Source organism: Pikeienuella sp. (assembly GCF_046290545.1).
Lineage (GTDB): Bacteria > Pseudomonadota > Alphaproteobacteria > Rhodobacterales > Rhodobacteraceae > Pikeienuella.
This window is the reverse complement of record NZ_JBKAGV010000016.1, coordinates 182,408-206,975: the sequence shown is the minus strand read 5'-3', so window position 1 is coordinate 206,975 and position 24,568 is coordinate 182,408. Positions and strand designations below refer to the sequence as shown.

Here is a 24,568-nt window from a genome sequence, read left to right as displayed (position 1 = left end):
CGCGCCTCCCCGTCATGGCCCGACGGTCGCCGCCCCCTCCGCCGCGGTCAAGCCCGAACCGCCCCTTGCGCGCCCGCCCGCGCCCTCCGATAACCGGGCGATGAACCGCCCCGCCCCCTTCAACCCCGCGCTCTCCCACGCCCTCGCCTCGCCGGTGATGACGGCGCAGTCCTGGCTCCGGGGGAAGGTCTTCCCGCCCGAGCGGCCGCTCCTCAACCTGAGCCAGGCCGCCCCCGTCGGCCCGCCGCCGCTCTCCCTCCGTCGCGCGATGGCGGAGGCGGCGATGTCGGAGGGGGACGCCCATCTCTACGGCCCCGTGCCGGGGGACGGCGCGCTCCGGGCGGAGATCGCCGCCCGCTGGTCCGCGCTCTACGGGGCCGGGATCGCCCCGGAAGAGGTCGCCGTCACATCGGGTTGCAACGAGGCCTTCGCCGCCGCGATGCTCTCCCTCGCCGGGGCGGGGGACGAGGTGATCCTGCCGACGCCCTGGTATTTCAATCACAAGATGTGGCTCGACATGATCGGCGTCCGCGCCGTCCCCCTCCCTGTGGGGGAGGATGGCCTGCCGGAGCCTGAGGCGGCCGCGGCGCTGATCGGCCCGCGCACCCGCGCCCTCGTCCTCGTCACGCCCAACAACCCGACCGGGGCGGAATGCCCGGCGGGCCGGATGGAGGCGCTCTTCGACCTCTGCGCCGCCGCCGGGATCGCCTTCGTGGTGGACGAAACCTATCGCGACTATCTGAGCCATGAGGGCGCGCCCCACGGCCTCTTCCGCCGCCCGGCGTGGGGCGAGACGCTGATCCACCTCTATTCCTTCTCCAAGGCCTATCGCCTCACCGGCCACCGCGTCGGCGCGCTCCTATCCTCCGCCCGCCGGGTGGCGGAGGTGGAGAAGTTTCTCGACACGGTGACGATCTGCCCCTCCCGCATCGGGCAGATCGGCGCGCTGGAGGGGTTGCGGCGCGAGGGGGCCTTCGTCGCCGGGGAGCGGGCGGAATTCGCCCGCCGCCGCGCCGCCCTCGCCGCCGCCTTCGCGGAAGGGGTCGGCGGTTGGCGGCTCTTGGGCGCCGGCGCCTATTTCGCCTGGGTCGCGCATCCGTTCGATGCGCCCTCGGAGGCGGTGTCCCGACGGCTGGTGGAGGACCAGTCCGTCCTCGCGCTCCCCGGCGGCTTCTTTACGCCGGAGGGGGACGATGCGGGGCGCGGCGCGCTTCGCCTCGCCTTCGCGAATGTGGACGAGGCCGGGATCGCGGAGACGGCGCGGCGGCTCCGCGCCTTCTCCTTCTAGGCTGCGGCCTCCTCCGCCTCCGGCCGGTGCGCCGCGAGCTTCTCCCGCCAGTCGCGGGAGAAGGCCTTCTCCAGCGCCGCCGCGAGTTCGGGCTCGTCCCGCCAGAGCCGGCGGACCGCGGCGCCGGAGATCAGCCAGAGCCGCGCCGGAGCCGACAGCGTCGCGTCCGCGCTCGCGGGCCCTTCCTCGACCACGGACATCTCCCCGATGAAGTTCCCGGCGCGGCAGCGGGTGAAGACGCGGCCGCGATAGGCGATTTCCGCCTCGCCGGAGGCGATCCAGACGAGATGGGAGACGGGCTCGCCCTCCGTCGTCAGCCGCAGCCCCGGCGCGCCGTCGATCCAGACGCCGCGGTTCAGCAGCCGCCGCGCCTCGCCCGGCCTCAGGTCCGTGAGCCTCGCGGAGACGAACGCCGCCTCCTCGGCGGTGAAGCGCGCGCGCCGGTTCGCCCGCCAGGCGAGCGTCAGCTGCGCGATGTTCACCAGCACCAGCAGCGACTCCCAGAAGACGCCCACGGGGTCCTTCAGCCAGACCCAGTCATAGAGGATGGCGACGAAGGCGGAGAGGATGACGAGGACGCGGAGCGGGCCGAGCCGGCGCATCAGCATCGAGATCACGAGCAGAATATAGGAAAGGTGGCCCACAAGGCCGCCTGTCGAAAATGCGGATTCGAGCGTCAATTCCATCTGAAGCCTCTTCTGCGGCGCGCGGAGTTAACCGCGCGCAGCCTGCTAAGGCCATGTTTTTCTGCACGCCCGCTTCAGAGCAGCGTCTTCAGCAGCCGCTCCTTCTCGGGCCAGAGCTTTTCGCGGTCCAGTCGCTCCAGCACCCGGGCGCGCGCCGCCGCCCCGCGCCGCCGCGCCGCCTCGGGCGCGTCCAGCGTCTCCGCGATCCCGGCGGCGAGCGCTTCCGGGTCATGGAGGGGAACGAAAAGCCCCGTCTCCTCGTCCATGAACTCCCGCACCGGCGCGCTGTCGGAGACGATCATCGGGCAGGCGACGGCCATCGACTCGATCATCGACCAGGAGAGGACGAAATCCGCCGTGAGATAGACATGCGCCCGGCTCGCCTGCAGCGCCTTCACATACTCGCCCCGCGGCTGGAGCCCGATGAAATGCACGCGCGAAAGGTCGAGCCGCCCCTCGAGCTCCGCCAGCATCCGCGCCTTCCAGCTCTCGCCCTCGGGCAGCTTCGCGCCATAGGCGACCCGGTCCTCGCCCCCGATCAGCGCATGGAGGCCGGGCCGCCGCTCCTGCAGGATGGCGAGGGCGCGCATGAACTGCGGAAACCCGCGATGCGGCTCCATCCCGCGCGTGATCGAGGTCACGATTTCCGGCATGGCGGAGACGTCAAGCCCCGCGACGCTCCGCACGGGCGCCGCCGCCGGGGCGTGGAGCGCGCAGTCGATCCCGTCATGGATCACCGTGATCCGCTCGCGCAGATGCGCGGGAAAGCGCGCGGCCTGATATTCGGTCGGGCAGAGCGCGAGCGCGGCGCCTTCGAGATCGAGCAGGAAGGGCGCGTTCCGCGTCTTCTGCCGGAGCCGCGCATGGAGGTCGAACGTGTGGGTCCCGAGGCTCACGTCGTCGGGCGGCGGGTATTCGTACCACCATTCGAGATAGGGGACGAACCGCGCCTCCGGCCAGATCTCCCGCGCGAACATGCCGGAGCCCCAGCCCGAATGCGCCATCACGATGTCGGGCCGGTATCCCCGTTCCGCCGCGGCGAGGAAGGCGCGGGCCGCGGCCTGCCCGGTGATGACCGCCTTCTCGAAATTCCCTGCATAGGGATGCACGCCCTCCGTCGGCGCCCGGTGCGCCTTGTAGCGGAGGAAGGCCGGGTCCCCCGCATTGCCGCCCTCCCAGGCGGTCGCGAAGCGCACGTCCCAGCCGCGGCGGAGGAGCCACGCGCCGAAGGCGCCGAACTGCGCCGGGTAATTGTCATGCACGAACAGGATCTTCATTCCGCCCTCCGCGGCGGCACAATACCGGCGCGGGCGCTCCCGGCAAGTTGATCGCGCCGCCCGCCCGCCTGTGGCAGGCTTCCGCCCGAAGATGGGAGGCGTCATGCGATATCTGACAGGGCTTGCGGCCTTCGCCGCGCTCGCCTCGCCCGCGGCGGCGGAGCGGATCACCGTCACCGGGGAGGCGATCGACACCTGGTGCTATTTCTCCGGCGTCATGGGCGGCGCGGACGCGGTGCAGGGCACGGCGCACCACACCTGCGCGCTCTGGTGCGCGGCGGGCGGCATCCCCGTCGGGCTGCTGGCGGAGGACGGTACGGTCTACATGGTCCTGAAGATCGCCGCGGATGACGCGGCGAACGGCGGCGACATGCTGCTCCGCATCGCCAGCCACGTCATCACCGCCACCGGCGAGCATCATGTGCGGGACGGGATCAACTACCTCATCGTCAACGATGTCGTGGCGGACGCCGGCATCGTGAACCTCACCCATGAGGATTACGGCGTCGTCCCCGATTTCGCGATCCCGGAGCCGAAGGAATGAGCGCGATGCGGATGATCGCCGGCCTCTTCGCGGCGGCGCTCGCCCTCCCCGCGGCGGCGCAGGATTTTTCCGCCGTGTCCGAGGCGAAGGAATGGGGCCTGCTCGGGGAGGAGAAGGCGCGGTTCGAGGCGAAGGTGGTCGATCTCCTCTGCGAACTCGCCGGCGATTGCCCCGCCGATTGCGGCGCGGGGCGGCGGCAGCTCGGCCTCCTCCGCGCGGCGGACGGGGCGCTGATCGTCCCGATGAAGAACGGCCAGCCGCTCTTCACCGGCGCGGCGACCGATCTTTTCCCCTATTGCGGCAAGGACGTGGAGGTGGACGGCGTGCTCGTCGGCGACGAGGAGCAGACGCCGGCGAAATTCTACATGGTCCAGATGGTGCGGGAGGTCGGCGCTGCCGAATGGGCGCGCGCCAATCTTTGGACGAAGGACTGGGAGGCGAGGAATCCCGGCCCCGCGGCGGAGAAGGGCCCGTGGTTCCGGAAGGACCCGCGCGTCAACGCGAAGATCGCGGAGTCCGGCTGGCTCGGCCTCGGGCTGGAGGCGGACGAGGCCTTCCTGAAGGAGTATTTCCAGTGAGGGCCGCGCTCCGCATCGCGATCTTCGCCGCGCTCCTGGCCCTGCCCGCGAAGGCCGAGGCGCCCTCGCCCTTCCCGGTCGCCCTTGGCGGCCCCTTCGCGCTCGTGGACCAGAACGGCGCGGAGCGGACGGAGGCGGACCCGGAGGGGCGGCTCCAGCTCCTCTTCTTCGGCTACGCCGAATGCCAGGCGATCTGCACCGTCGCCCTGCCGCGGATGGCGGAGATGGCGGAGCTTGCGGCGGAGGCGGGCGTCGCCGTCCGCCCGGTTCTCGTCACCGTCGATCCCGCGCGGGACACGGAAGAGGCGATGCGGGGCGCGCTGCCGGGCTATCACCCGGATTTCGTCGGGCTCACCGGCCCGGAGGAGGCGCTCGCCGCGGCGCGCAAGGCCTTCGGCGTGGAGAGCAAGGTGGTGTTCGAGGATCCGCAGCTCGGCCCGGTCTACGCCCACGGCTCCTTCATCTATCTCCTCGACGGGGCGGGAAAGCTCCTCACGCTGATTCCGCCGGTCGTCGATCCGGCGCATGGGGCCGGGATCGTGGCGCGGTATGCGAAAGCAGGGCTCTGAGGGGTGGCGGAGCGCTTGCATCGGCCTGCGATTCCCCTTAAGTCCGCTCGGCCCACGCTAGGGGTGTAGCTCAGTTGGTAGAGCGACGGTCTCCAAAACCGTAGGTCGGGGGTTCGAGACCCTCCACCCCTGCCAGCGTCGGCAAGGAGGAAGATCATGGCGCGTACAAATCCCGCCCAGTTCATCCAGCAGGTTCGCGCCGAGACCGCGAAGGTTGTCTGGCCGACCCGGAAGGAAACCGGGCTCACCACCATCATGGTCTTCATCATGGCGGCGTTGGCGGCGGTGTTTTTCTTCCTCGTCGATCAGGTCATCGCGCTCGGCATAGACCAGATTCTGCGTCTTGGAGGCTGAGCCTGGCGCTTGACTTGGGGGCGGCGCGGGTCTATCCGCGCTCCTTCCTGAAGAACGATGGCGCGCGCCGATTCGGAAAGCGCGCCCGAAGAGTTTACGGCATCGCGTCCCGAAGAGGGCGCGGCGAGGCGAGCGGAGAGGCGGCGAGACACATGGCGAAACGCTGGTATGCCGTCCACGTCTTTTCGAACTTCGAGAAGCGGGTGGCAGAGACGCTGCGCGAATCCGTGGCCCAGAACGGCCTTGAGGACGAGATCGAGGAGATCTTCGTTCCCGTCGAGGAAGTGATGGAGATCCGCCGCGGCAAGAAGGTGAAGACGGAGCGGCGGCTGATGCCCGGCTACGTCCTCGTCAAGATGGAGATGACGGACCGCGCCTATCTCCACATCATCGACACCAACCGCGTGACCGGCTTCCTCGGCCCGCAGGGCAAGCCCTCGCCGATGCGCGATTCCGAGGTGAACGCGCTTCTGAACGTCGTCGAGGAAGGCGTGGAGCGGCCGCGGCCGAAGATCTCCTTCGAGGTCGGCGAGCAGGTCCGCGTCACGGACGGCCCGTTCGAGAGCTTCACCGGCTCCGTCGAGCAGGTGGACGAGATCAGCGCGCGGCTGAAGGTCATGGTCTCGATCTTCGGCCGGCCGACGCCGGTCGAGCTGGAATACGCGCAGGTCGCCAAGCAGGTCTGAGCGTCGCATCGCGGGAGGCGAGGGGGGCGCGCCCTCCGGACCGGACCGCTCACCGAGGACGCCCGGGGTCGCGACCCTGAGGCGGAATGGCAAAGGAGGCCGGAATGGCCAAGAAAGTGATGGGGCAGATCAAGCTCCAGGTTCCTGCGGGCAAGGCGAACCCCTCGCCGCCCATCGGCCCGGCGCTCGGTCAGCGCGGGCTGAACATCATGGAGTTCTGCAAGGCGTTCAACGCCCGGACGCAGGAGATGGAGGCGGGCGCCCCGTGCCCGACCGTCATCACCTACTATCAGGACAAGTCCTTCACGATGGAGATCAAGACGCCGCCGGCGTCCTTCCTCATCAAGAAGGCGGCGAACCTGAAGTCCGGCTCCAAGACCCCGGGCCGCGCCGTCGCCGGCTCCGTCACCGTCAAGCAGGTGCGGGAAATCGCGGAAGCGAAGATGAAGGACCTGAACGCGAACGACGTGGACCAGGCGATGAAGATCATCGTCGGCTCCGCCCGCTCGATGGGCATCGAGGTGAAGGGGTAAGTCGATGGCGAAGATCGCAAAGCGCATCAAGGCGGCGCGCGCCGCCGTCGAGGGCAAGGCCAACCTCCCGCTCGCGGAGGCGGTGAAGCTCGTAAAGTCGAACGCCAGCGCGAAGTTCGACGAGACGATCGAGATCGCGATGAATCTCGGCGTCGACCCGCGCCATGCGGACCAGATGGTCCGCGGCACGGTCACGCTGCCTGCGGGCACGGGCAAGACGGTGCGCGTCGCCGTCTTCGCGCGCGGCCCGAAGGCGGACGAGGCGCTCGCCGCCGGGGCCGACATCGTCGGCGCCGAGGACCTGATGGAGACCATCCAGTCCGGCAAGATCGAGTTCGACCGCTGCATCGCGACGCCGGACATGATGCCGATCGTCGGCCGGCTCGGAAAGATCCTCGGCCCCCGCAACCTGATGCCGAACCCCAAGGTCGGCACGGTGACGCCGGACGTGGCGGAGGCGATCCGCGCCGCGAAGGGCGGCCAGGTGCAGTTCAAGGTCGAGAAGGCGGGGGTCATCCACGCCGGCATCGGCAAGGCCAGCTTCGACGACGCCAGCCTGATCGCCAACGCCCGCGCCTTCGTGGACGCGGTCGGCAAGGCGAAGCCGTCGGGCGCGAAGGGCTCCTACATGCGGAAGATCTCGCTCAGCTCCACGATGGGCCCGGGCGTGACCGTGGATGTGGCCGACGCGAACGCGCAGGAAGCGGCGAAGACCGCCGCTGAATGAGAGATTCGCGCCGGGTCCGCCCGGCGCGATACGGCGGGGCGCTCCGGCGCGCCGCCGCCCGGTCCGAGACGGAGGGCGGGGCTTCGGCCCGCTAAGTCCTTCCATAGACGGGAGACGCAGGATCAGCCGCCTCATCGCGGCGTTCTTGGCTGACCCGGGAACGGGAACGGAAGCGGAGGGGCGGGGAGCCGCCCTCCCGAACCTGAGCCGGCCGAGGGGGGAAACCCCGGAGGCCATAACCTTGGAGTAGACTGTGGATAGAGCCCAGAAGGAAGCGGTGGTCGAGGAACTCGGCCAGATCTTCTCTGACTCTGGCGCCGTCGTGGTGTGTCACTACGCGGGGCTCTCGGTCGCTGAGATGTCGGATTATCGCGCCCGCATGCGTGCGGCGGGTGCGTCGGTCCGCGTCGCCAAGAACAGGCTCGCCAAGATCGCCCTGGAGGGCAAGCCGTGCGAGGGGATGAAGTCCCTTCTCATCGGTCAGACGGTGCTCGGCTACGCCGAGGATCCGGTCGCGGCGGCGAAAGTCACCGTGGAATACGCCAAGGGGAACGCGAAACTCGTGATCCTCGGCGGCGCCATCGGAACCACCGTCATGGACGAAGCGGGCGTGAAGGCGCTCGCCGCGTCGCCCTCCCGTGAGGAAGTTCTGGCGTCCATCGTGGGGTGCATCATCTCCCCGGCCGCCAACCTCGCGGGCGCCATCGGCGCTCCGGCCTCCAACATCGCCAGCATTCTGACGACGCTGAGCGAGAAGGAAGCCGCCTGAACCTTGCAGCAATCGGGAGGCGCGGCCGAGGGCCGAAGCCAGACCCACGAAATCAAGCGAACGGAACAAGACAATGGCTGATCTGAACAAACTGGCCGAGGAGCTCGTCGGCCTCACCCTTCTCGAAGCGGTGGAGCTCAAGAACATCCTCAAGGACAAGTACGGCATCGAGCCCGCCGCCGGCGGCGCGGTGATGATGGCCGGCCCGGCCGCGGGCGCCGCCCCGGCGGAGGCCGCCGAGGAGCAGACCGAGTTCGACGTCATCCTCAAGGAGGCGGGCGACAAGAAGATCAACGTGATCAAGGAAGTCCGCGCCATCACCGGGCTCGGCCTGAAGGAAGCCAAGGACCTCGTCGAGGCCGGCGGCAAGGCCGTGAAGGAAGGCGTCTCCAAGGCCGAGGCCGAGGACATCAAGAAGAAGCTCGAAGAGGCCGGCGCCTCCGTCGAGCTGAAGTGATCCGGCCCGCGCGGCCGCCCCTCGGGGCGCGCCGCGCGGCCTAAGGCTCGGGCCGGGGGCGACCCCGGCCCGCGCCGCGCCTTCTCGGGCGCTCCTGCGGGAGATTCCTGGAAGTCGCGGCGGTCCGAGACGCCGGCATGGGAAGCCGGCTGGGATGGGACCGATCCGACAGCGGGACGTCTGCGCGCCGTTTCCCCACCGGCGCGCGGCGGGCGAAAGACCAGAGGACCCAAATGGTTCAGACGCATTCCGGACGCAAGCGCATTCGCAAGTTCTTCGGCAAGATCCGCGAAGTCGCGAAGATGCCGAACCTGATCGAGGTGCAGAAGAGCTCCTACGATCTTTTCCTCCAGTCGGGCGACGGCCCGAAGCCGACGGACGGCGACGGGATCCAGGGCGTCTTCCAGTCCGTTTTCCCGATCAAGGACTTCAACGAGACGGCGGTGCTGGAGTTCGTGAAATACGAGCTCGAAGCGCCGAAATACGACGTCGAGGAATGCCAGCAGCGCGACATGACCTACGCCGCGCCGCTGAAGGTGACGCTGCGCCTGATCGTCTTCGAGGTGGACGAGGACACCGGCGCCAAGTCGATCAAGGACATCAAGGAGCAGGACGTCTTCATGGGCGACCTGCCCCTGATGACGGATAACGGCACCTTCGTCGTGAACGGCACCGAGCGCGTGATCGTCTCGCAGATGCACCGCTCGCCCGGCGTGTTCTTCGACCACGACAAGGGCAAGACGCATTCGAGCGGCAAGCTCCTCTTCGCTTCCCGCGTCATCCCCTATCGCGGCTCCTGGCTCGATTTCGAGTTCGACGCGAAGGACAACGTCTATGTCCGCATCGACCGGCGCCGGAAGCTGCCGGTGACGACGCTGCTCTACGCCCTCGGCATGGACCAGCAGAAGATCTGCGACGCCTTCTATGACCGGGTGGACTACACCCGCTCCGGCGAGGGCTGGGCCGCGCCGCTGAACGGCGAGCGTCTCCGCGGCTCGAAGCCGGCTTTCGACCTGATCGACGCGAAGACCGGGGAAGTCATCGCGGAGGCGGGCGTGAAGCTGACGCCGCGCAAGCTCAACAAGCTCGCGGAAGAGGGCGTGACGAGCTATCTCGTGCCGTTCGCCGGCATCGTCGGCCGCTATGCGGCGGAGGACATGATCGACGAGGGGACCGGCGAGATCTGGGTCGAGGCGGGCGACGAGCTGACGGACGAACTGGTCGAGCTCCTGCTCGAAAAGGGCGTCACGACGATCTCGACCCTCGACATCGACAACGTCACGGTCGGCCCGTACATCCGCAACACGATGGCGGTGGACAAGAATCTCGGCCGCGAGACCGCCCTGCTCGACATCTACCGCGTGATGCGCCCCGGCGAGCCGCCGACGCTGGAGGCGGCGGAGACGCTGTTCCAGTCGCTCTTCTATGATTCCGAGCGCTATGACCTCTCGGCGGTCGGCCGCGTGAAGATGAACATGCGCCTCCAGCTCGACGCGCCGGACACGGTCCGCACCCTCCGGCCGGAGGACATGCTGGCGGTCATCAAGGCGCTGGTGGAGCTGCGCGACGGCAAGGGCGAGGTGGACGATATCGACCATCTCGGCAACCGCCGCGTCCGTTCCGTCGGCGAGCTGATGGAGAACCAGTATCGCGTCGGCCTCCTCCGCATGGAGCGGGCGATCAAGGAGCGGATGTCCTCCGTCGAGATCGACACCGTGATGCCGCAGGATCTCATCAACGCGAAGCCGGCGGCTGCGGCGGTGAAGGAGTTCTTCGGCTCGTCCCAGCTCTCGCAGTTCATGGACCAGACGAACCCGCTCTCGGAAGTCACGCACAAGCGGCGCCTTTCCGCGCTCGGGCCGGGCGGCCTGACGCGGGAGCGCGCGGGCTTCGAGGTGCGCGACGTGCACCCGACCCATTACGGCCGGATGTGCCCGATCGAGACGCCGGAAGGCCCGAATATCGGCCTCATCAACTCGCTCGCCAGCTTCGCCCGCGTGAACAAGTACGGCTTCATCGAGACGCCCTACCGCACCGTGCGGGACGGCAAGGTGACGGACGAGGTCAACTACATCTCCGCCACGGAGGAGATGCGTTACACCGTCGCCCAGGCGAACGCGACGCTCGACGAGGAGGGGCGCTTCGTCAACGAGCTCGTCTCGACCCGCAAGAGCGGCGACTATCAGCTCTCCCCGCGGGAGAACGTGAACCTGATCGACGTCTCGCCGAAGCAGCTCGTCTCCGTCGCCGCCTCGCTGATCCCGTTCCTTGAGAACGACGACGCGAACCGCGCGCTGATGGGCTCGAACATGCAGCGCCAGGCGGTGCCGCTCCTCCGCGCCGAGGCGCCCTTCGTGGGCACCGGCATGGAGGAGGTCGTCGCCCGCGACAGCGGCGCGGCGATCACCGCCCGCCGCTCCGGCGTGATCGACCAGGTGGACGCGATGCGCATCGTGGTCCGCGTGACGGACGAGCTCGCGCCCGGCGACGCCGGGGTGGACCTCTACCGCCTGCGGAAGTTCCAGCGCTCGAACCAGAACACCTGCATCAACCAGCGCCCGCTGGTGAAGGTGGGGGACCGGGTGAAGGCCGGCGACGTGATCGCGGACGGCCCCTCGACCGATCTCGGCGAGCTGGCGCTCGGCAAGAACGTCCTCGTCGCCTTCATGCCGTGGAACGGCTACAACTACGAGGACTCCATCCTGATCTCCGAGCGGATCGTGAAGGATGACGTCTTCACCTCGATCCATATCGAGGAATACGAGGTGATGGCCCGCGACACCAAGCTCGGGCCGGAGGAGATCACGCGCGACATCCCCAATGTCGGCGAGGAGCAGCTCCGCAATCTCGACGAGGCGGGCATCGTCTATATCGGCGCCGAGGTCGGGCCGGGGGACATTCTCGTCGGCAAGATCACGCCGAAGGGCGAGAGCCCGATGACGCCGGAGGAGAAGCTCCTCCGCGCCATCTTCGGCGAGAAGGCGTCCGACGTCCGCGACACCTCGCTGAAGATGCCTCCGGGCGATTCCGGCACCATCGTCGAGGTTCGCGTCTTCAACCGGCACGGCGTCGACAAGGACGAGCGCGCCATGCAGATCGAGGGGGAGGAGATCGAACGCCTCGCCCGCGACCGCGACGACGAGATGGCGATTCTCGACCGCAACACCTATGCGCGGCTCCGCGAGCTCATCCTCGGCAAGACCTGCGTGAAGGGCCCGAAGGGCGTGAAGGCGGGCGAGACGATCGACGAGGCGATGCTGGACCAGACGCTGAGCCGCGGCCTCTGGTGGCAGCTCGTCCTGCCCGAGGAAGCGGACCAGAACCTGCTGGAGGCGCTCAACAAGCAGTATGACGCGCAGCGCCGGCAGCTCGAGGCCCGGTTCGAGGACAAGGTCGAGAAGGTCCGCCGGGGGGACGATCTGCCGCCGGGCGTGATGAAGATGGTCAAGGTCTTCGTCGCGGTGAAGCGGAAGCTCCAGCCGGGCGACAAGATGGCCGGCCGCCACGGCAACAAGGGCGTCATCTCCAAGGTGGTGCCGGAGGAGGACATGCCTTTCCTGGCCGACGGCACGCCCGTCGACGTCGTGCTGAACCCGCTCGGCGTGCCGAGCCGCATGAATGTCGGCCAGATCCTCGAGACGCATATGGGCTGGGCCGCATCCGGCCTCGGCCGCGCCGTCTCCGAGGCGCTGGACGGCTACCGCCGCTCGGGCGATCTCACGCCCGTCCGCAAGGCGATGGAAGTCGCCTACGGGGCGGAGACGCTCGCGGAGGCGACCGCCGACATGAGCGAGGACGAGTTCGTCGAGGCGGCGCAGAACGTCCGCCGCGGCGTCCCCATCGCCACGCCGGTCTTCGACGGGGCGAAGGAGGCGGACGTCAACGAGGCGCTGCGGAAGGCCGGCTTCAACGAATCCGGCCAGTCCACCCTCTATGACGGCCGCACGGGCGAGGCCTTCTCCCGCCCGGTCACGGTCGGCTACAAGTACATCCTGAAGCTGCACCATCTGGTGGACGACAAGATCCACGCCCGTTCGACCGGCCCCTACAGCCTCGTCACCCAGCAGCCGCTGGGCGGCAAGGCGCAGTTCGGCGGCCAGCGCTTCGGTGAGATGGAGGTCTGGGCCCTCGAAGCCTACGGCGCCGCCTACACGCTTCAGGAAATCCTGACCGTGAAGTCGGACGACGTCGCGGGCCGCACCAAGGTCTATGAGAGCATCGTCAAGGGCGAGGACAATTTCGAGGCCGGCGTGCCGGAATCGTTCAACGTCCTCGTGAAGGAAATCCGTTCGCTCGGCCTCAATGTCGAGCTTCTGGACTCGGAGGCGGAGTGAACAAGATGAATGAACTCAGCAACATCTTCACCCAAGGGCACACGCCCGCCGTCACCTTCGACGAGATCCGCATCGGGCTGGCCAGCCCGGAGCGGATCATGTCCTGGTCCTTCGGCGAGATAAAGAAGCCGGAGACGATCAACTACCGGACCTTCAAGCCGGAGCGGGACGGGCTCTTCTGCGCCCGCATCTTCGGCCCGATCAAGGACTACGAGTGCCTCTGCGGCAAGTACAAGCGCATGAAGTATCGCGGGGTCACCTGCGAGAAATGCGGCGTCGAGGTCACGCTCCAGAAGGTGCGGCGCGAGCGGATGGGCCATATCGAGCTCGCCAGCCCGGTCGCCCATATCTGGTTCCTGAAGTCGCTCCCCTCCCGCATCGGCCTGATGCTGGACATGACGCTGCGCGACCTGGAGCGGGTGCTCTATTTCGAGCAGTATGTCGTCATGGAGCCGGGCCTGACGGACCTGACGGCCGGCCAGCTCCTGACCGAGGAGGAATTCCTCGACGCGCAGGACACTTACGGCGAAGACAGCTTCACCTGCGGCATCGGCGCCGAGGCCGTCCGCGAGATGCTGGCGGCGATCGACCTTGAGCAGCTCCGCGACAAGCTCCGCGAGGAACTGTCCGAGGCGACGGGCGAGCTGAAGCCGAAGAAGATCATCAAGCGGCTGAAGCTGGTCGAGAATTTCCTCGATTCCGGCAACCGCCCGGAATGGATGGTCCTCACGGTCGTCCCCGTGATCCCGCCCGAGCTGCGCCCGCTCGTGCCGCTCGACGGCGGCCGCTTCGCGACCTCCGACCTCAACGACCTCTACCGCCGCGTCATCAACCGGAACAACCGGCTGAAGCGGCTGATCGAACTCCGCGCGCCGGACATCATCATCCGCAACGAGAAGCGGATGCTGCAGGAATCCGTCGACGCGCTCTTTGACAACGGCCGCCGCGGCCGGGTCATCACCGGCGCGAACAAGCGGCCGCTGAAGTCGCTCTCCGACATGCTGAAGGGCAAGCAGGGCCGGTTCCGGCAGAACCTCCTCGGCAAGCGCGTGGACTTCTCGGGCCGGTCCGTGATCGTGACGGGCCCGGAGCTGAAGCTTCACCAGTGCGGCCTGCCGAAGAAGATGGCGCTCGAACTCTTCAAGCCCTTCATCTACGCGAAGCTGGACGCGCAGGGTTATTCCTCCACCGTCAAGCAGTCGAAGAAGCTGGTGGAGAAGGAGCGCCCGGAAGTCTGGGACATTCTCGACGAGGTGATCCGCGAGCACCCCGTGCTCCTCAACCGCGCCCCGACGCTCCACCGCCTCGGCATCCAGGCCTTCGAGCCGGTGCTGATCGAGGGCAAGGCGATCCAGCTTCACCCGCTCGTCTGCTCCGCCTTCAACGCGGATTTCGACGGCGACCAGATGGCCGTGCACGTGCCGCTGAGCCTTGAGGCGCAGCTTGAGGCGCGCGTCCTCATGATGTCGACCAACAACGTCCTCAGCCCGGCGAACGGCAAGCCGATCATCGTGCCGTCGCAGGACATGGTGCTCGGCCTCTACTACCTCTCGCTGGAGAAGGAAGGCGAGCCCGGCGAGGGCATGATGTTCGCCGACATGGCGGAGATCGAGCACGCGCTCCAGCAGAAGATCATCACGCTCCACACGAAGATCGTGACGCGCCGCGACACGGTGGACGTGGACGGAAACCCGGTGCGCGAGCGGCTGCAGACCACGCCGGGCCGCATGATGATCGGCGCCCTCCTGCCGAAGAACGCCGCCGTTCCCTTCAGCGTCATCAACCGCGTCCTCCGCAAGAAGGAGGTGGGCGAGGTGATCGACGAGGTCTACCGCCATTGCGGGCAGAAGGACTCGGTCATCTTCTGCGACCGGATCATGACCCTCGGCTTCACCGAGGCGTTCCGCGCCGGCATCTCCTTCGGCAAGGACGACATGGTCATCCCCGAGTCGAAGTGGCGGATCGTGAACGAGACGCGCGACGCGGTGAAGGATTTCGAGCAGCAGTATCTCGACGGCCTCATCACCCAGGGCGAGAAGTACAACAAGGTCGTCGACGCCTGGTCCAAGTGCACGGACAAGGTGGCCGAGGCCATGATGGCCGAAATCTCCGCCGTGAAGAAGGATGAGAACGGCCGCGCGAAGGAGCCGAACTCGGTCTACATGATGTCCCATTCCGGGGCCCGCGGCTCGCCGACGCAGATGCGGCAGCTCGCGGCGATGCGCGGCCTGATGGCCAAGCCCTCGGGCGAGATCATCGAGACGCCGATCGTCTCCAACTTCAAGGAAGGCCTGACCGTGCTGGAGTACTTCAACTCCACCCACGGCGCGCGGAAGGGCCTCGCCGACACCGCGCTCAAGACGGCGAACTCGGGCTATCTCACGCGGCGTCTCGTGGACGTGGCGCAGGACTGCATCATCAAGATGGAGGAATGCGGCACGGACAACGGCATCACGCTCGAAGCCGTGGTGAACGGCGGCGAGGTCGTCTCCCCGCTCTCCGAGCGCGTGCTCGGCCGCATCCCGGCGGAGGACGTGCTGAACCCGACGGACGACACGGTTCTCGTCGCCCGCGGCGAGATGATCGACGAGAAGCTGGCGGCGAAGATCGACGCCCTCCATGTCGCCTCGATCAAGATCCGCTCGCCGCTGACCTGCGAGGCGGAAGACGGGATCTGCGCCAACTGCTACGGGCGTGACCTCGCCCGCGGCACGCGCGTGAACATCGGCGAGGCGGTGGGCATCATCGCCGCCCAGTCGATCGGCGAGCCCGGCACGCAGCTGACGATGCGGACCTTCCACATCGGCGGCGCGGCGCAGATGAACGAGCAGTCCTTCGTCGAGGCGAAGCAGGAGGGCGCGCTCTCCATCCGCAACGCCCAGCTGCTCGAGAACGCGGATGGCGGCGTGATCGCCATTTCCCGCAACGTCCAGCTCGTCATCACGGACGACAACGGGCGCGAGCGGGCGACGCACAAGCTCGCCTACGGCTCCCGCCTCCTCGTGAAGGAGGGCGACCGGATCGAGCGCGGCCAGCGGCTGGCGGAGTGGGACCCGTACACCCTCCCCGTCATCGCGGAGAAGGGCGGCGTCGCAAAGCTGGTGGACCTCGTGCCCGGCATCTCGGTGCGCGAGGAGATGGACGACGCGACCGGCATCAGCCAGCGCATCGTGTCCGACTGGCGCTCCGCCCCGAAGGGCGGGGACCTGAAGCCCGCGATCAGCCTGATGGGCGCCGATGGCGAGCCGGTGAAGCTCGACACCGGCAACCCCGCCCATTACTTCCTCTCCGTGGACGCGATCCTCTCGATCGAGGACGGGCAGACGATCCGCCCGGGCGACGTGCTCGCCCGCATCCCGCGCGAAGGCGCCCGGACGAAGGACATCACGGGCGGCCTGCCGCGCGTGGCGGAGCTCTTCGAGGCGCGGCGGCCGAAGGACCATGCGATCATCGCGGAAGTCGACGGCCGGGTGGAGTTCGGGCGCGACTTCAAGAACAAGCAGCGCATCTCCATCGTGCCCGAGGAAGACGGCATGGAGCCGGTCGAATACCTTGTCCCCAAGGGCAAGCATATCACCGTGCAGGAAGGCGACTTCATCCAGAAGGGCGAGTACCTGATCGACGGCAACCCGGCCCCGCATGACATCCTCGCGATCCAGGGGATCGAGAAGCTGGCCGATTACCTCGTCAACGAGGTGCAGGACGTCTACCGGCTCCAGGGCGTGAAGATCAACGACAAGCATATCGAGGTCATCGTCCGGCAGATGCTGCAGAAGGTGGAGATCACCGACGGCGGCGACACCACGCTCCTCAAGGGGGAGCAGGTGGACAAGGCCGAGTTCGACGAGGCCAACGAGAAGGCGTTGCGCGAGGGCCGCCGCCCGGCGGAGGGCGGGCCCGTCCTCCTCGGCATCACCAAGGCGAGCCTGCAGACCCGCTCCTTTATCTCCGCCGCCTCCTTCCAGGAGACGACGCGGGTGCTGACGGAGGCCTCCACCCAGGGCAAGCGGGACAAGCTGATCGGCCTGAAGGAGAACGTCATCGTCGGCCGCCTCATCCCGGCGGGCACGGGCGGGGCCGCGATGCGGATCAAGTCCGTCGCCGCGGAGCGGGACAAGAAGGTGATCGCGGAGCGGGAGGCCGAGGCCGCCGCCGCCGCGGCCGCCGCCGCCGCGCCGACCGCGGACGCCTTCGCGGTCATCGAGGGGCCGGATTCGGAGGACGACGACAACCTCCTCGTCGACTGAGGCCGCCTTCGCTCCGAAGATCATCCGCCGCCCCGGCCAGAAGCCGGGGCGGCGGTTTCGTTTTGCGGGGCGCAGTTCGCGGCGAGATAGGCGCAGACTGAGCTTCCACCAAATTTCTTGCTCCCCTGCGGTCGCCATCAGCGCCCGGCTGATCTGACCCGCGTCAGATCAGCCCGCGCCCGCCGCGGCGGTCACGGTCCGATCATCGACCGACGCGGCGGCTCGGCGCCCTTCGGCCTTCGCCTTCGGGCGACGGCCTCGGCGGCTTTCCTCCGTAAAGCCGCTGATCGAGGCCGAAGAATCTCCTCCCATCCCCGCCCTTGACCTCGATCAAGGCGCGCCCCCGCCCCTCCGCCGATCCTCCTCCCGTCGCCGGCGAAGGCCGGCCCTTCAGAGGAGAGATCCATGTCCAACACGCCCCATGAACTCGCCGAGGAATTCCCGGAGAAGGCCGAGCGCATCCACCTGCTGAAGACGGGGGACCCGCATTTCCGCAAGCTCTTCGACCAGTATCACGAGGTGAACCGCGCCGTTCACCGGGCGGAGACGCGGGTGGAGGCGATGGACGACGCCGCCGAGCAGGCCCTCCGCCGCCAGCGCCTGATGCTGAAGGACGAGCTTTCGCGCATGCTCGCCTGAGGGGCGGGGACGGAGGCAGACCCGGCCGGGCTCATGCGGGGCGCTCCCCCCGAAACCCTTGGCCCGTGCGCCCAGCACGGGCCGCAGCCTCCCTCCCGCATGGGAGGCCGCATCGCAACGGCGAAGTTGGCACAATCGTAAGAGTGCCTGACGCCATGAACCGCTGAAACCAATCGTTTCGAGGCGTCCTCCCGAGGGAGCCCACGGCCCTTCGCGCTCCGCTCCGGGGCCGGACGGCCTCGCCGCCGCGCGTTGGTGGCGCGGGGGAAAGATGTCCGGCCCTGCGGCGACCGTCCGGGTTCCGTCGCGCGCCGCGCCCGAGCCTGGCCGCCACTCAGCCTTGCCCTTCCCAGAGCCGCGCCTCCGCCCATTCCCCGTCCTCCGGCCGTCGCCAGGCCAGGAACACGGCGTAGAGCTCCAGCCGGGGCGAGGCCGCCAGCGCCTCGCCCGAGGCATAGAGCGGATCGCCGAGGATCGGCAGGCCGAGCCCCGAGGCGAGATGAACGCGGAGCTGGTGGCTTCGCCCGGTGAGCGGGCGGAGCGAGAGCCGCGTCGTCCGCTTCCGCCGCTCGATGACCTCCCAGTCCGTCACCGCCATGCGCCCGTCCGCCGCGATCATCTGCTTCGGCCGGTTCGGCCAGTCGGCGCGGAGCGGCGCCTCGATCCGCCCGGAATCGCCCCCCGGCGCGCCCCAGACCTCCGCCTCATAGCGCTTTCTCACGATCCGTTTCTCGAACTGCCCCGAGAGGATGCGCTGCGCCCGCGCGTTCCGGGCAAAGAGCATTAGCCCCGATGTCGCGAGGTCCAGCCGGTGCACGATCAGCGCGCCGGGAAAGGCGGCGGCGACCCGCGCCTCCGCGCAATCCGCCATGCCCGGCCCCTTGCCGGGGACGGAGAGGAGGCCGGCGGGCTTCTCCACGACGACCGCGTCCGCGTCGAGATGGACGATGCGGAGCGCGCCCGGCGGCGGGCGATAGATCAGCTGCGGCGGGCCTCCCATGAGCCCCGGATAGACGGCGACGCCCCCTCGCGCCAGCCCCGGGGCAATGCTATCGAGCCGAAAAGACAGGGGCTTCGATGGACGCGATCTTGTGGCTGGCCCCCTTCGTCTTCCTCCTTGCGGGGACGATCAAGGGCGCCCTCGGCATCGGCCTGCCGACGACCGTGATCGCCATCCTCTCGCAGGTCGCCGATCCGCGCCTCGCCGTGGCGATCGGGCTCATGCCGATCATCTTCTCCAATCTCTGGCAAACCTACCGGGAAGGGGAATGGCGGAAGACGCTGGCGCGGTTCTGGCCGTTCTCCCTCGCGCTCGGCGTCACGATCTTCATCTTCGCGGACATCGCCGCCGATGTCTCCGCCGCGACGATCATCATGGCGACGGGCGTCGGGGTCGTCATCTTCGCGGCCGCGAACCTGATCCGCCGCCCGCCGCCCCTCCCTGCGCGGTGGGAACGGCCGACGCAGGTGGCGGTGGGCGTCGCGGCGGGGGTGATGGGCGGCTTCACCGGGCTCTGGGCGCCGCCGCTCGTCATCCTCCTCCTGTCGCTCCGGCTGGACAAGACGGATTTCGTGCGGGCGACCGGGCTTCTCCTCCTCCTCGGCGCGCTGCCGATGCTGGCCGGCTATGCGCAGAGCGGGCTGATCACGGCGGAGGTGTTCCTCTGGTCGGTCGCGATGATCCTGCCCACCTTCCTCGGCTTCTCCGTCGGGGAACGCGCGCGGCGGCGCATGGCCGACGCCCGCTTTCAGAAGGCCTTGCTGATCTTCTTCCTGCTGATGGGCCTCAACATGATCCGCCGCGGGCTGGAAGGGTAGGGGGCGCCGCGGCGCCCCCGATCCTCAGCGCCCCCGATCTTCAGCGCCCCAATCCCTTCGCGACATGGTCGAGCGCAAGCGAGAGCTTGTCGAACATCTCGTCCAGCAGCGCCTCGTCCATGATGAAGGGCGGGCAGAGGACGACGGACTGGCCGAGCGGCCGGCAGATCAGCCCCTGATCCATGCAGGCGTTGGCGACCCGCTCGGAGACGGAGAGAGACCCGTCCCACGGCGCCTTCGTCGCCTTGTCGGAAACCATCTCCAGCGCGCCCATGAGCCCGATTCCGCGCGCCTCCCCGATGATCGGATGATCCGCGAAGCTGTTGAGCCGCTGCATGAAATAGGGGCTGACCTTCCGCACGTTGTCGAGCAGCCCCTCGTTCAGGATCACGTCGATGGCCTTGAGCCCGACGGCGCAGGCGACCGGATGGCCGGAGGCGGTGAAGCCGTGCGGGAACTCCTCGATCTTCTCCGAGGCCGCCTGGAACCGCTCCGCGAACTCGTTGCCGAGGATGACCGCGCCGAGCGGCATGAACCCGCAGGTCAGCGCCTTGGAGGAGATGATCGCGTCCGGCTCGATCGCATAGGTGTCGCAACCCCACACCTCGCCCGTCCGCCCGAAGCCGCAGATCACCTCGTCCGCGATCAGCGGGATGCCGTATTTCTTCAGCACCGGCTGGATCGCCGCGAAATAGCCCGCGGAGGGCGGGATCACGCCGCCCGCGCCCATCACCGGCTCGGCGAAGAAGCCGGCGATCGTGTCCGCCCCCTCCTTGATGATGAGCGCTTCGAGGTTGCGCGCCATGCGGGCGGAAAACTCCGCCTCGCTCTCCCCCTCGTTTCCGTATTTCCAGTAATGCGGGCAATCGGCATGGAGGAAGCCGGGCAGCGGCAGGCCGAAATGCGCGTTATAGGGCTTGCCCGTCATCGAGGCGGAGACGGCGGTGACGCCGTGATAGCCGTTGATGCGGGTGACGATCTTCCGCCTCTGCGGCTGGCCCTCGACCATGCCGAGCATCCAGAGCATCTTCACCATCGTGTCGTTCGCCTCCGACCCCGAATTGGTGAAGAAGACGCGCCCCGACTCGAAGGGGGAGACCTCGATCAGCCTCTCCGAAAGCGCCACCGCGCTGTCCGCCATGCGGCCGAAGAAGGCGTGATAGGCGGGGAAGCGGCGCGTCTGCGCCACCATCGCCTCGATCATCCCCTCATGGTCCCAGCCGCAGACGACGTTCCAGAGCCCGGAATTCGCGTCGAGATAGTCCCGCCCCTCGGTGTCATAGACGCGGACGCCCTTGCCATGCGTGAGCACGATGGGCCCGCGGGCGTTGAGCGTGGGGAAATCGGTGAACCCGGCCATGACGCTCGTCATGGCGCGGGCCTCCCAAGAGTTGGGGGCGTGCGGCTTGTTCATCTCGGCCTCGGAATGGTTGACGCCGGAAGGTATCTCGCCGCCGGGGGGCTTGTCCATCGCGGCTTGCCGAACCCTCCGGAACAGGCCGGGCGGAGGCGCCGCTATCCCCGCTCGCCCCTTGGCCCGGGCGTCCAGCCCGGGCCGCGGCCTCCCTCCCCCCAAGGGAGGCCGCATCGGGACGTCGCAAGACGCGCAACCGCCCGAGTCCCTGACGCCATAAATCGCTCAGACCAGTCGCTCCGAGGCGACCTCCCGAGGGAGGCCGCGCCCCTCCGCGCGCCGCTCCGGCGCCGGCCGGCCTCCCGCACGGCGCTCCATGGTTCCGTCGGCTCGAAATCCGATCTAGGCTCCGCCCGCATTCCGGAGGAGCATCCCATGACAAACGACCTCTGGCGCCTCGGCGCCGCCGACCTCGCCGCCCGCATCGCCCGGAAGGAGGTCTCGGCCCGCGAGGCGGCGGAGAGCGCGATCGCGCGGATGGAGGCGGCGAATCCGGCGCTCAACGCCGTCGTCGTCCCGACGGCGGAGGAGGCGATGGAGGCCGCCGCCGCGCTCGACGAGCATCAGGCGAAGGGCGCGCCCCTCGGCCCGCTCCACGGCGTCCCCGTCACGATCAAGATCAACGTGGACCAGAAGGGCTGGCCGACCTCGAACGGCGTGCCCGCCTTCGCCGGGATCATCGCGCCGGGCGATGCGCCTGTCGTCGCCAATCTCCGCAAGGCCGGGGCCATCGTCATCGGGCGCACCAACACGCCCGAATTCTCCTTCCGCGCGGATACCGACAATCCGCTCCATGGCCGCACCCACAACCCGTGGGGCCCCCATGTCTCCGCCGGCGGCTCCTCCGGCGGGGCGGGCGCGGCGGTGATGGCGGGCATCGGCGCGCTCGCGCACGGGAACGACATCGGCGGCTCGCTCCGCTTCCCCGCCGCCGCCAACGGCGCGACGACGGTGAAGCCGGGCATCGGCCGCGTTGCCGCCTTCAACCCCTCGCAGACGGCCGAGCGCGGGCTCCTCGCCCAGTCCATGTCCGTGCAGGGCGTCCTCGCCCGCTCCGCCGCCGACGTGGCGCTCGGCATGCGCGCCCTCGTCGCGGCGGATGCGCGTGACCCCTGGCATGTCGCCATGCCCTTCGACCTGCCGAAGCCGGAGGGCCGCATCCGCGTCGCCTTCACGAAGGAAACCTTCGAGTTCCCGCTCCACCCGGACGTGGACAAGGCGCTGGATGAAGCCGCCGCCGCGCTCCGCGACGCCGGCTACGAGGTGGTGGAGACGGAGGCGCCGATGCTCCGGGAAATCGGCCATGCCGGCTACCGCGCCCTGATGGGCGAGGTCGAGGCGCTGATGGGGCCCGCCGTCCGCAAGCTGGGCTCGGAGACGATCAACGCCGTCTTCCGCACCTACTACGAACTCTTCCCGCCCTACGAGGGCGCGGAGTTGCTGGAGATGATGGCGAAGCGCAGCTTCTACGCCCGCGCCTGGAACGCCTTCCTCGCCGAATACCCGCTCGTCCTCTCCCCCTTCCTGCCGCAACCCTTCTTCGCCCCGAACCGGGATGCGGAGGGCGTGGAGGGCGCGCGGGAGGCGCTGGGCTCCGCCGTCTGGTCCTATTCGATGAACTATCTCGGCCTTCCGGCGGGGAACGTCCCGGCGCATTTCAACGGCTCCCAGCCGATCAACGTGCAGATCGTCGGCGCCCGCTGGCGCGAGGACATGATCCTCGACGCCTGCGCGGCGGTTGAGGCGCGGGCGGGCTCGATGGCGGAACGCCTCTGGTCGCGGGAGGGGTGAGCCGCAGCCTCGCGGCATTGTTTCAGGTGGCGCGAAAACGCGCCATCCTTTCGTGATCGCCTGCTTCCCGGCCTTGCCCGCGCGTCGCGCCCCCCCATTTTTCTGTGGCCGCCGGGCGCTTTGCCGGCGCGGCGCGGGAACCGCACATCTTGGACATCCTTCTGGCCGAAGCGCTCGGGAAACCGGTCTGGGCGTGGCTGATCTTCGTGGGGCTCGTCATCGGGCTGCTCGCGTTCGATCTTGGCGTGCTGCACCGGAAGAGCCATGAGATCGGCGTGCGAGAGAGCCTCCTGCTCTCCGCCTTCTACATCACGATTGGCGCGCTCTTCTCGCTCTGGATCTGGCGTTCCATGGGCGCCGCGCCCGCCGTCGACTACCTGACCGGCTTCGTCGTCGAGAAAAGCCTCGCGATGGACAACATCTTCGTCATCGCGATGATCTTCGGCTATTTCGGCGTGCCGCGCGCCTATCAGCACCGCGTGCTGGTCTACGGCATCATCGGCGTCCTCATCCTTCGCGGCGTGATGATCGGCGCGGGCGCGGCGGTGGTGAACGAGTTCGAATGGGTGCTGATGCTCTTCGCCGCTTTCCTGATCTTCACCGGGATCAAGATGCTGCGCTCGGGCGACGAGGTCTACGACGTCTCCGCCAACCCCGTCCTCCGCATCCTCCGCCGCCGCCTTCCGCTGACGGAGACGCTGCACGGGGAGCGGTTCTTCGTCCGGCAGCCGGATGAAGCGACGGGCCGCCTGCGCCTCTTCGCGACGCCGCTCTTCCTCGCGCTGGTGATGGTGGAGATCGCGGACGTGATCTTCGCCGTCGACTCGATCCCGGCGATCTTCGCGATCACGACCGACCCCTACATCGTCTACACCTCCAACATCTTCGCGATCCTCGGACTCCGGGCGCTCTTTTTCGCGCTCTCGGCCATGATGCACCGCTTCGTCTATCTGAAGACGGCGCTCTCCCTCGTGCTGATCTTCATCGGCGCAAAGGTCTTCGCGGCGGAGCTTTCCGGCGTGGAGAAGATCCCGCCGATGCTCTCGCTCGGCGTGACGCTGGCGATCCTTGTCGGCGGCGTCGCCTACTCGCTCTGGAGAACGCGGCGGGAAGGCGGGGCGGTCATTACGCCGGCTCCGGCGCCGGAGCCCGGCGCGTGACGGTCGCGGAGGCGGCGGCGGGCGCGGGCGCCCCGCCGCCGCGCCCGCTCTCCCGCGTCATCGCCGAGATCGCGGCCTCGCCGGCGGAGCGCATCTCCCTCGGGGAAATCGCAGCCGCGCTCTGGGACCGGGGCTTCGCGCCGCTCATGGCGCTCTGCGCCGCGCCGAACGTGCTGCCGATCATGCCCGGCTCCTCCTTCATCTTCGGCATCCCGCTCATCCTGCTCTCGTTCCAGCTCATGCTCGGCTGGCCGCGCGTCTGGCTGCCCGGGCGGCTCAACAGGCGTACGATGGACATGGCCGCGTTCCGCCGGCTTGCGGAACGCGCCGCGCCCTGGCTGGAGAGAACCGAACGGCTCGCCCGCCCGCGCTACTGGCCGGCCTCCCGCCGCGCGGCGGAGCGTCTGGCCGGCGCCGTCTCCCTCCTGATGGCGGTGCTTCTCTTCCTCCCCATCCCCTTCGCGAACACGATGCCCGCGCTCTCGATCATCTTCGTCGCCCTCGGCATCAGCGAGCGGGACGGGCTCTGGCTCGGCGCCGGCCTCGCGACCGCCATCGTCTCCCTGCTGATCGTGGCGGGGATCTACGTCGCCGGGGCGGCGGCGCTGGCGGCGATCCTCTGAAGCGCCCGATTCCCGGGCTTCCGCGCCGAAAGTGACCATTTCGGCGGCGCCGGGCGCGGATCTAAGCCCCCGCG

Annotated in this window: 21 protein-coding genes and 1 tRNA gene; 18 read left to right on the top strand and 4 right to left on the bottom strand. The window is 68.7% G+C overall.

Annotation, left to right across the window (positions count from 1 at the left end):
• Positions 1-100 precede the first annotated feature (100 nt).
• Positions 101-1,288, top strand: coding sequence for an aminotransferase (locus ACE37J_RS16180; protein WP_409712777.1), 1,188 nt, complete (start codon positions 101-103; stop codon positions 1,286-1,288).
• On the opposite strand, the gene ACE37J_RS16175 is transcribed toward ACE37J_RS16180, so the two are convergent.
• Together ACE37J_RS16175 and ACE37J_RS16170 are read right to left on the bottom strand one after the other, a co-directional pair.
• Positions 1,285-1,974: a cyclic nucleotide-binding domain-containing protein gene (locus tag ACE37J_RS16175; RefSeq protein WP_409712775.1), complete on the bottom strand. Its 690-nt coding sequence runs from the start codon at positions 1,972-1,974 to the stop codon at positions 1,285-1,287. The genes ACE37J_RS16180 and ACE37J_RS16175 overlap by 4 nt on opposite strands.
• A 74-nt stretch (positions 1,975-2,048) precedes the next feature.
• Positions 2,049-3,251 carry a glycosyltransferase gene (locus tag ACE37J_RS16170; protein ID WP_409712773.1) on the bottom strand — a complete coding sequence of 401 codons (1,203 nt, stop codon included), beginning with the start codon at positions 3,249-3,251 and terminating at the stop codon, positions 2,049-2,051.
• A gap of 103 nt (positions 3,252-3,354) precedes the next feature.
• Between ACE37J_RS16170 and ACE37J_RS16165 the strand changes: the two genes are divergently transcribed.
• From ACE37J_RS16165 to ACE37J_RS16105, 13 genes are all read left to right on the top strand, one after another.
• A complete protein-coding gene (locus tag ACE37J_RS16165) occupies positions 3,355-3,795 on the top strand; it encodes a hypothetical protein (RefSeq protein WP_409712771.1) in 441 nt (146 codons plus the stop codon).
• Positions 3,792-4,373 carry a hypothetical protein gene (locus tag ACE37J_RS16160; protein ID WP_409712769.1) on the top strand — a complete coding sequence of 194 codons (582 nt, stop codon included), beginning with the start codon at positions 3,792-3,794 and terminating at the stop codon, positions 4,371-4,373. Before ACE37J_RS16165 ends, ACE37J_RS16160 begins: the two co-directional genes overlap by 4 nt.
• Positions 4,370-4,942, top strand: coding sequence for an SCO family protein (locus tag ACE37J_RS16155; protein ID WP_409712767.1), 573 nt, complete (start codon positions 4,370-4,372; stop codon positions 4,940-4,942). The genes ACE37J_RS16160 and ACE37J_RS16155 overlap by 4 nt, the downstream gene beginning before the upstream one ends.
• A gap of 59 nt (positions 4,943-5,001) precedes the next feature.
• Positions 5,002-5,077: transfer RNA gene (locus tag ACE37J_RS16150), tRNA-Trp, on the top strand.
• A 21-nt stretch (positions 5,078-5,098) separates the two neighbouring features.
• A complete protein-coding gene (secE, locus tag ACE37J_RS16145) occupies positions 5,099-5,296 on the top strand; it encodes a preprotein translocase subunit SecE (RefSeq protein ID WP_409712766.1) in 198 nt (65 codons plus the stop codon).
• 152 nt (positions 5,297-5,448) lie between these two features.
• On the top strand, positions 5,449-5,982 hold the full coding sequence (nusG, locus tag ACE37J_RS16140; RefSeq protein ID WP_409712764.1) for a transcription termination/antitermination protein NusG: 534 nt from the start codon (positions 5,449-5,451) through the stop codon (positions 5,980-5,982).
• A gap of 104 nt (positions 5,983-6,086) precedes the next feature.
• Positions 6,087-6,515, top strand: coding sequence for a 50S ribosomal protein L11 (gene rplK / locus ACE37J_RS16135; protein ID WP_409712762.1), 429 nt, complete (start codon positions 6,087-6,089; stop codon positions 6,513-6,515).
• A gap of 4 nt (positions 6,516-6,519) precedes the next feature.
• On the top strand, positions 6,520-7,242 hold the full coding sequence (gene rplA, locus ACE37J_RS16130; RefSeq protein ID WP_409712760.1) for a 50S ribosomal protein L1: 723 nt from the start codon (positions 6,520-6,522) through the stop codon (positions 7,240-7,242).
• A gap of 253 nt (positions 7,243-7,495) precedes the next feature.
• On the top strand, positions 7,496-8,011 hold the full coding sequence (rplJ, locus tag ACE37J_RS16125) for a 50S ribosomal protein L10 (RefSeq protein WP_409712758.1): 516 nt from the start codon (positions 7,496-7,498) through the stop codon (positions 8,009-8,011).
• Positions 8,012-8,084: 73 nt separating this feature from the next.
• Positions 8,085-8,468: a 50S ribosomal protein L7/L12 gene (rplL, locus tag ACE37J_RS16120; protein WP_409712756.1), complete on the top strand. Its 384-nt coding sequence runs from the start codon at positions 8,085-8,087 to the stop codon at positions 8,466-8,468.
• A gap of 233 nt (positions 8,469-8,701) precedes the next feature.
• Complete coding sequence (rpoB, locus tag ACE37J_RS16115) at positions 8,702-12,802, top strand: DNA-directed RNA polymerase subunit beta (RefSeq protein WP_409712754.1); 4,101 nt, start codon at positions 8,702-8,704, stop codon at positions 12,800-12,802.
• Between the two features lie 5 nt (positions 12,803-12,807).
• The gene (gene rpoC / locus ACE37J_RS16110; protein WP_409712752.1) at positions 12,808-17,049 is read left to right on the top strand and encodes a DNA-directed RNA polymerase subunit beta'; all 4,242 of its coding nucleotides are present in this window, start codon (positions 12,808-12,810) and stop codon (positions 17,047-17,049) included.
• Positions 17,050-17,454: 405 nt separating this feature from the next.
• Complete coding sequence (locus ACE37J_RS16105) at positions 17,455-17,688, top strand: YdcH family protein (RefSeq protein ID WP_409712750.1); 234 nt, start codon at positions 17,455-17,457, stop codon at positions 17,686-17,688.
• Between the two features lie 334 nt (positions 17,689-18,022).
• Here ACE37J_RS16105 and ACE37J_RS16100 read toward each other — a convergent pair whose 3' ends face one another.
• Positions 18,023-18,688 (bottom strand): RluA family pseudouridine synthase, encoded by a 666-nt coding sequence (locus ACE37J_RS16100; protein ID WP_409712748.1) that lies wholly within the window; start codon positions 18,686-18,688, stop codon positions 18,023-18,025.
• A gap of 77 nt (positions 18,689-18,765) precedes the next feature.
• Here ACE37J_RS16100 and ACE37J_RS16095 point away from each other — a divergent pair, with 77 nt between their 5' ends.
• On the top strand, positions 18,766-19,506 hold the full coding sequence (locus tag ACE37J_RS16095) for a TSUP family transporter (RefSeq protein ID WP_409712746.1): 741 nt from the start codon (positions 18,766-18,768) through the stop codon (positions 19,504-19,506).
• A 40-nt stretch (positions 19,507-19,546) separates the two neighbouring features.
• Here the strand turns inward: ACE37J_RS16095 and ACE37J_RS16090 are convergent, their stop codons facing one another.
• Positions 19,547-20,920 (bottom strand): aminotransferase, encoded by a 1,374-nt coding sequence (locus ACE37J_RS16090; protein WP_409712918.1) that lies wholly within the window; start codon positions 20,918-20,920, stop codon positions 19,547-19,549.
• A gap of 375 nt (positions 20,921-21,295) precedes the next feature.
• On the opposite strand from ACE37J_RS16090, the gene ACE37J_RS16085 reads away from it, so the two are divergent.
• The 3 genes from ACE37J_RS16085 to ACE37J_RS16075 all read left to right on the top strand — a co-directional run bounded on the left by ACE37J_RS16085 (position 21,296) and on the right by ACE37J_RS16075 (position 24,494).
• On the top strand, positions 21,296-22,711 hold the full coding sequence (locus ACE37J_RS16085; protein WP_409712744.1) for an amidase: 1,416 nt from the start codon (positions 21,296-21,298) through the stop codon (positions 22,709-22,711).
• A gap of 149 nt (positions 22,712-22,860) precedes the next feature.
• Positions 22,861-23,871 (top strand): TerC family protein, encoded by a 1,011-nt coding sequence (locus tag ACE37J_RS16080; RefSeq protein ID WP_409712742.1) that lies wholly within the window; start codon positions 22,861-22,863, stop codon positions 23,869-23,871.
• Complete coding sequence (locus tag ACE37J_RS16075) at positions 23,868-24,494, top strand: exopolysaccharide biosynthesis protein (RefSeq protein WP_409712740.1); 627 nt, start codon at positions 23,868-23,870, stop codon at positions 24,492-24,494. Before ACE37J_RS16080 ends, ACE37J_RS16075 begins: the two co-directional genes overlap by 4 nt.
• Positions 24,495-24,568: the final 74 nt, after the last annotated feature.

What these genes read in the sequence shown, in the direction of transcription:
- ACE37J_RS16160 (WP_409712769.1), top strand. Translation starts at nt 3,792, where the DNA reads ATGAGCGCGATGCGGATGATCGCCGGCCTCTTCGCGGCGGCGCTCGCC.
- rpoC (WP_409712752.1), top strand. Translation starts at nt 12,808, where the DNA reads ATGAATGAACTCAGCAACATCTTCACCCAAGGGCACACGCCCGCCGTC.
- ACE37J_RS16085 (WP_409712744.1), top strand. Translation starts at nt 21,296, where the DNA reads ATGACAAACGACCTCTGGCGCCTCGGCGCCGCCGACCTCGCCGCCCGC.
- rplK (WP_409712762.1), top strand. Translation starts at nt 6,087, where the DNA reads ATGGCCAAGAAAGTGATGGGGCAGATCAAGCTCCAGGTTCCTGCGGGC.
- secE (WP_409712766.1), top strand. Translation starts at nt 5,099, where the DNA reads ATGGCGCGTACAAATCCCGCCCAGTTCATCCAGCAGGTTCGCGCCGAG.
- ACE37J_RS16170 (WP_409712773.1), bottom strand. Translation starts at nt 3,251, where the DNA reads ATGAAGATCCTGTTCGTGCATGACAATTACCCGGCGCAGTTCGGCGCC.
- rplL (WP_409712756.1), top strand. Translation starts at nt 8,085, where the DNA reads ATGGCTGATCTGAACAAACTGGCCGAGGAGCTCGTCGGCCTCACCCTT.
- nusG (WP_409712764.1), top strand. Translation starts at nt 5,449, where the DNA reads ATGGCGAAACGCTGGTATGCCGTCCACGTCTTTTCGAACTTCGAGAAG.
- ACE37J_RS16090 (WP_409712918.1), bottom strand. Translation starts at nt 20,920, where the DNA reads ATGAACAAGCCGCACGCCCCCAACTCTTGGGAGGCCCGCGCCATGACG.
- ACE37J_RS16180 (WP_409712777.1), top strand. Translation starts at nt 101, where the DNA reads ATGAACCGCCCCGCCCCCTTCAACCCCGCGCTCTCCCACGCCCTCGCC.
- ACE37J_RS16100 (WP_409712748.1), bottom strand. Translation starts at nt 18,688, where the DNA reads ATGGGAGGCCCGCCGCAGCTGATCTATCGCCCGCCGCCGGGCGCGCTC.
- rplA (WP_409712760.1), top strand. Translation starts at nt 6,520, where the DNA reads ATGGCGAAGATCGCAAAGCGCATCAAGGCGGCGCGCGCCGCCGTCGAG.
- ACE37J_RS16105 (WP_409712750.1), top strand. Translation starts at nt 17,455, where the DNA reads ATGTCCAACACGCCCCATGAACTCGCCGAGGAATTCCCGGAGAAGGCC.
- ACE37J_RS16175 (WP_409712775.1), bottom strand. Translation starts at nt 1,974, where the DNA reads ATGGAATTGACGCTCGAATCCGCATTTTCGACAGGCGGCCTTGTGGGC.
- ACE37J_RS16095 (WP_409712746.1), top strand. Translation starts at nt 18,766, where the DNA reads ATGGACGCGATCTTGTGGCTGGCCCCCTTCGTCTTCCTCCTTGCGGGG.
- ACE37J_RS16165 (WP_409712771.1), top strand. Translation starts at nt 3,355, where the DNA reads ATGCGATATCTGACAGGGCTTGCGGCCTTCGCCGCGCTCGCCTCGCCC.
- rpoB (WP_409712754.1), top strand. Translation starts at nt 8,702, where the DNA reads ATGGTTCAGACGCATTCCGGACGCAAGCGCATTCGCAAGTTCTTCGGC.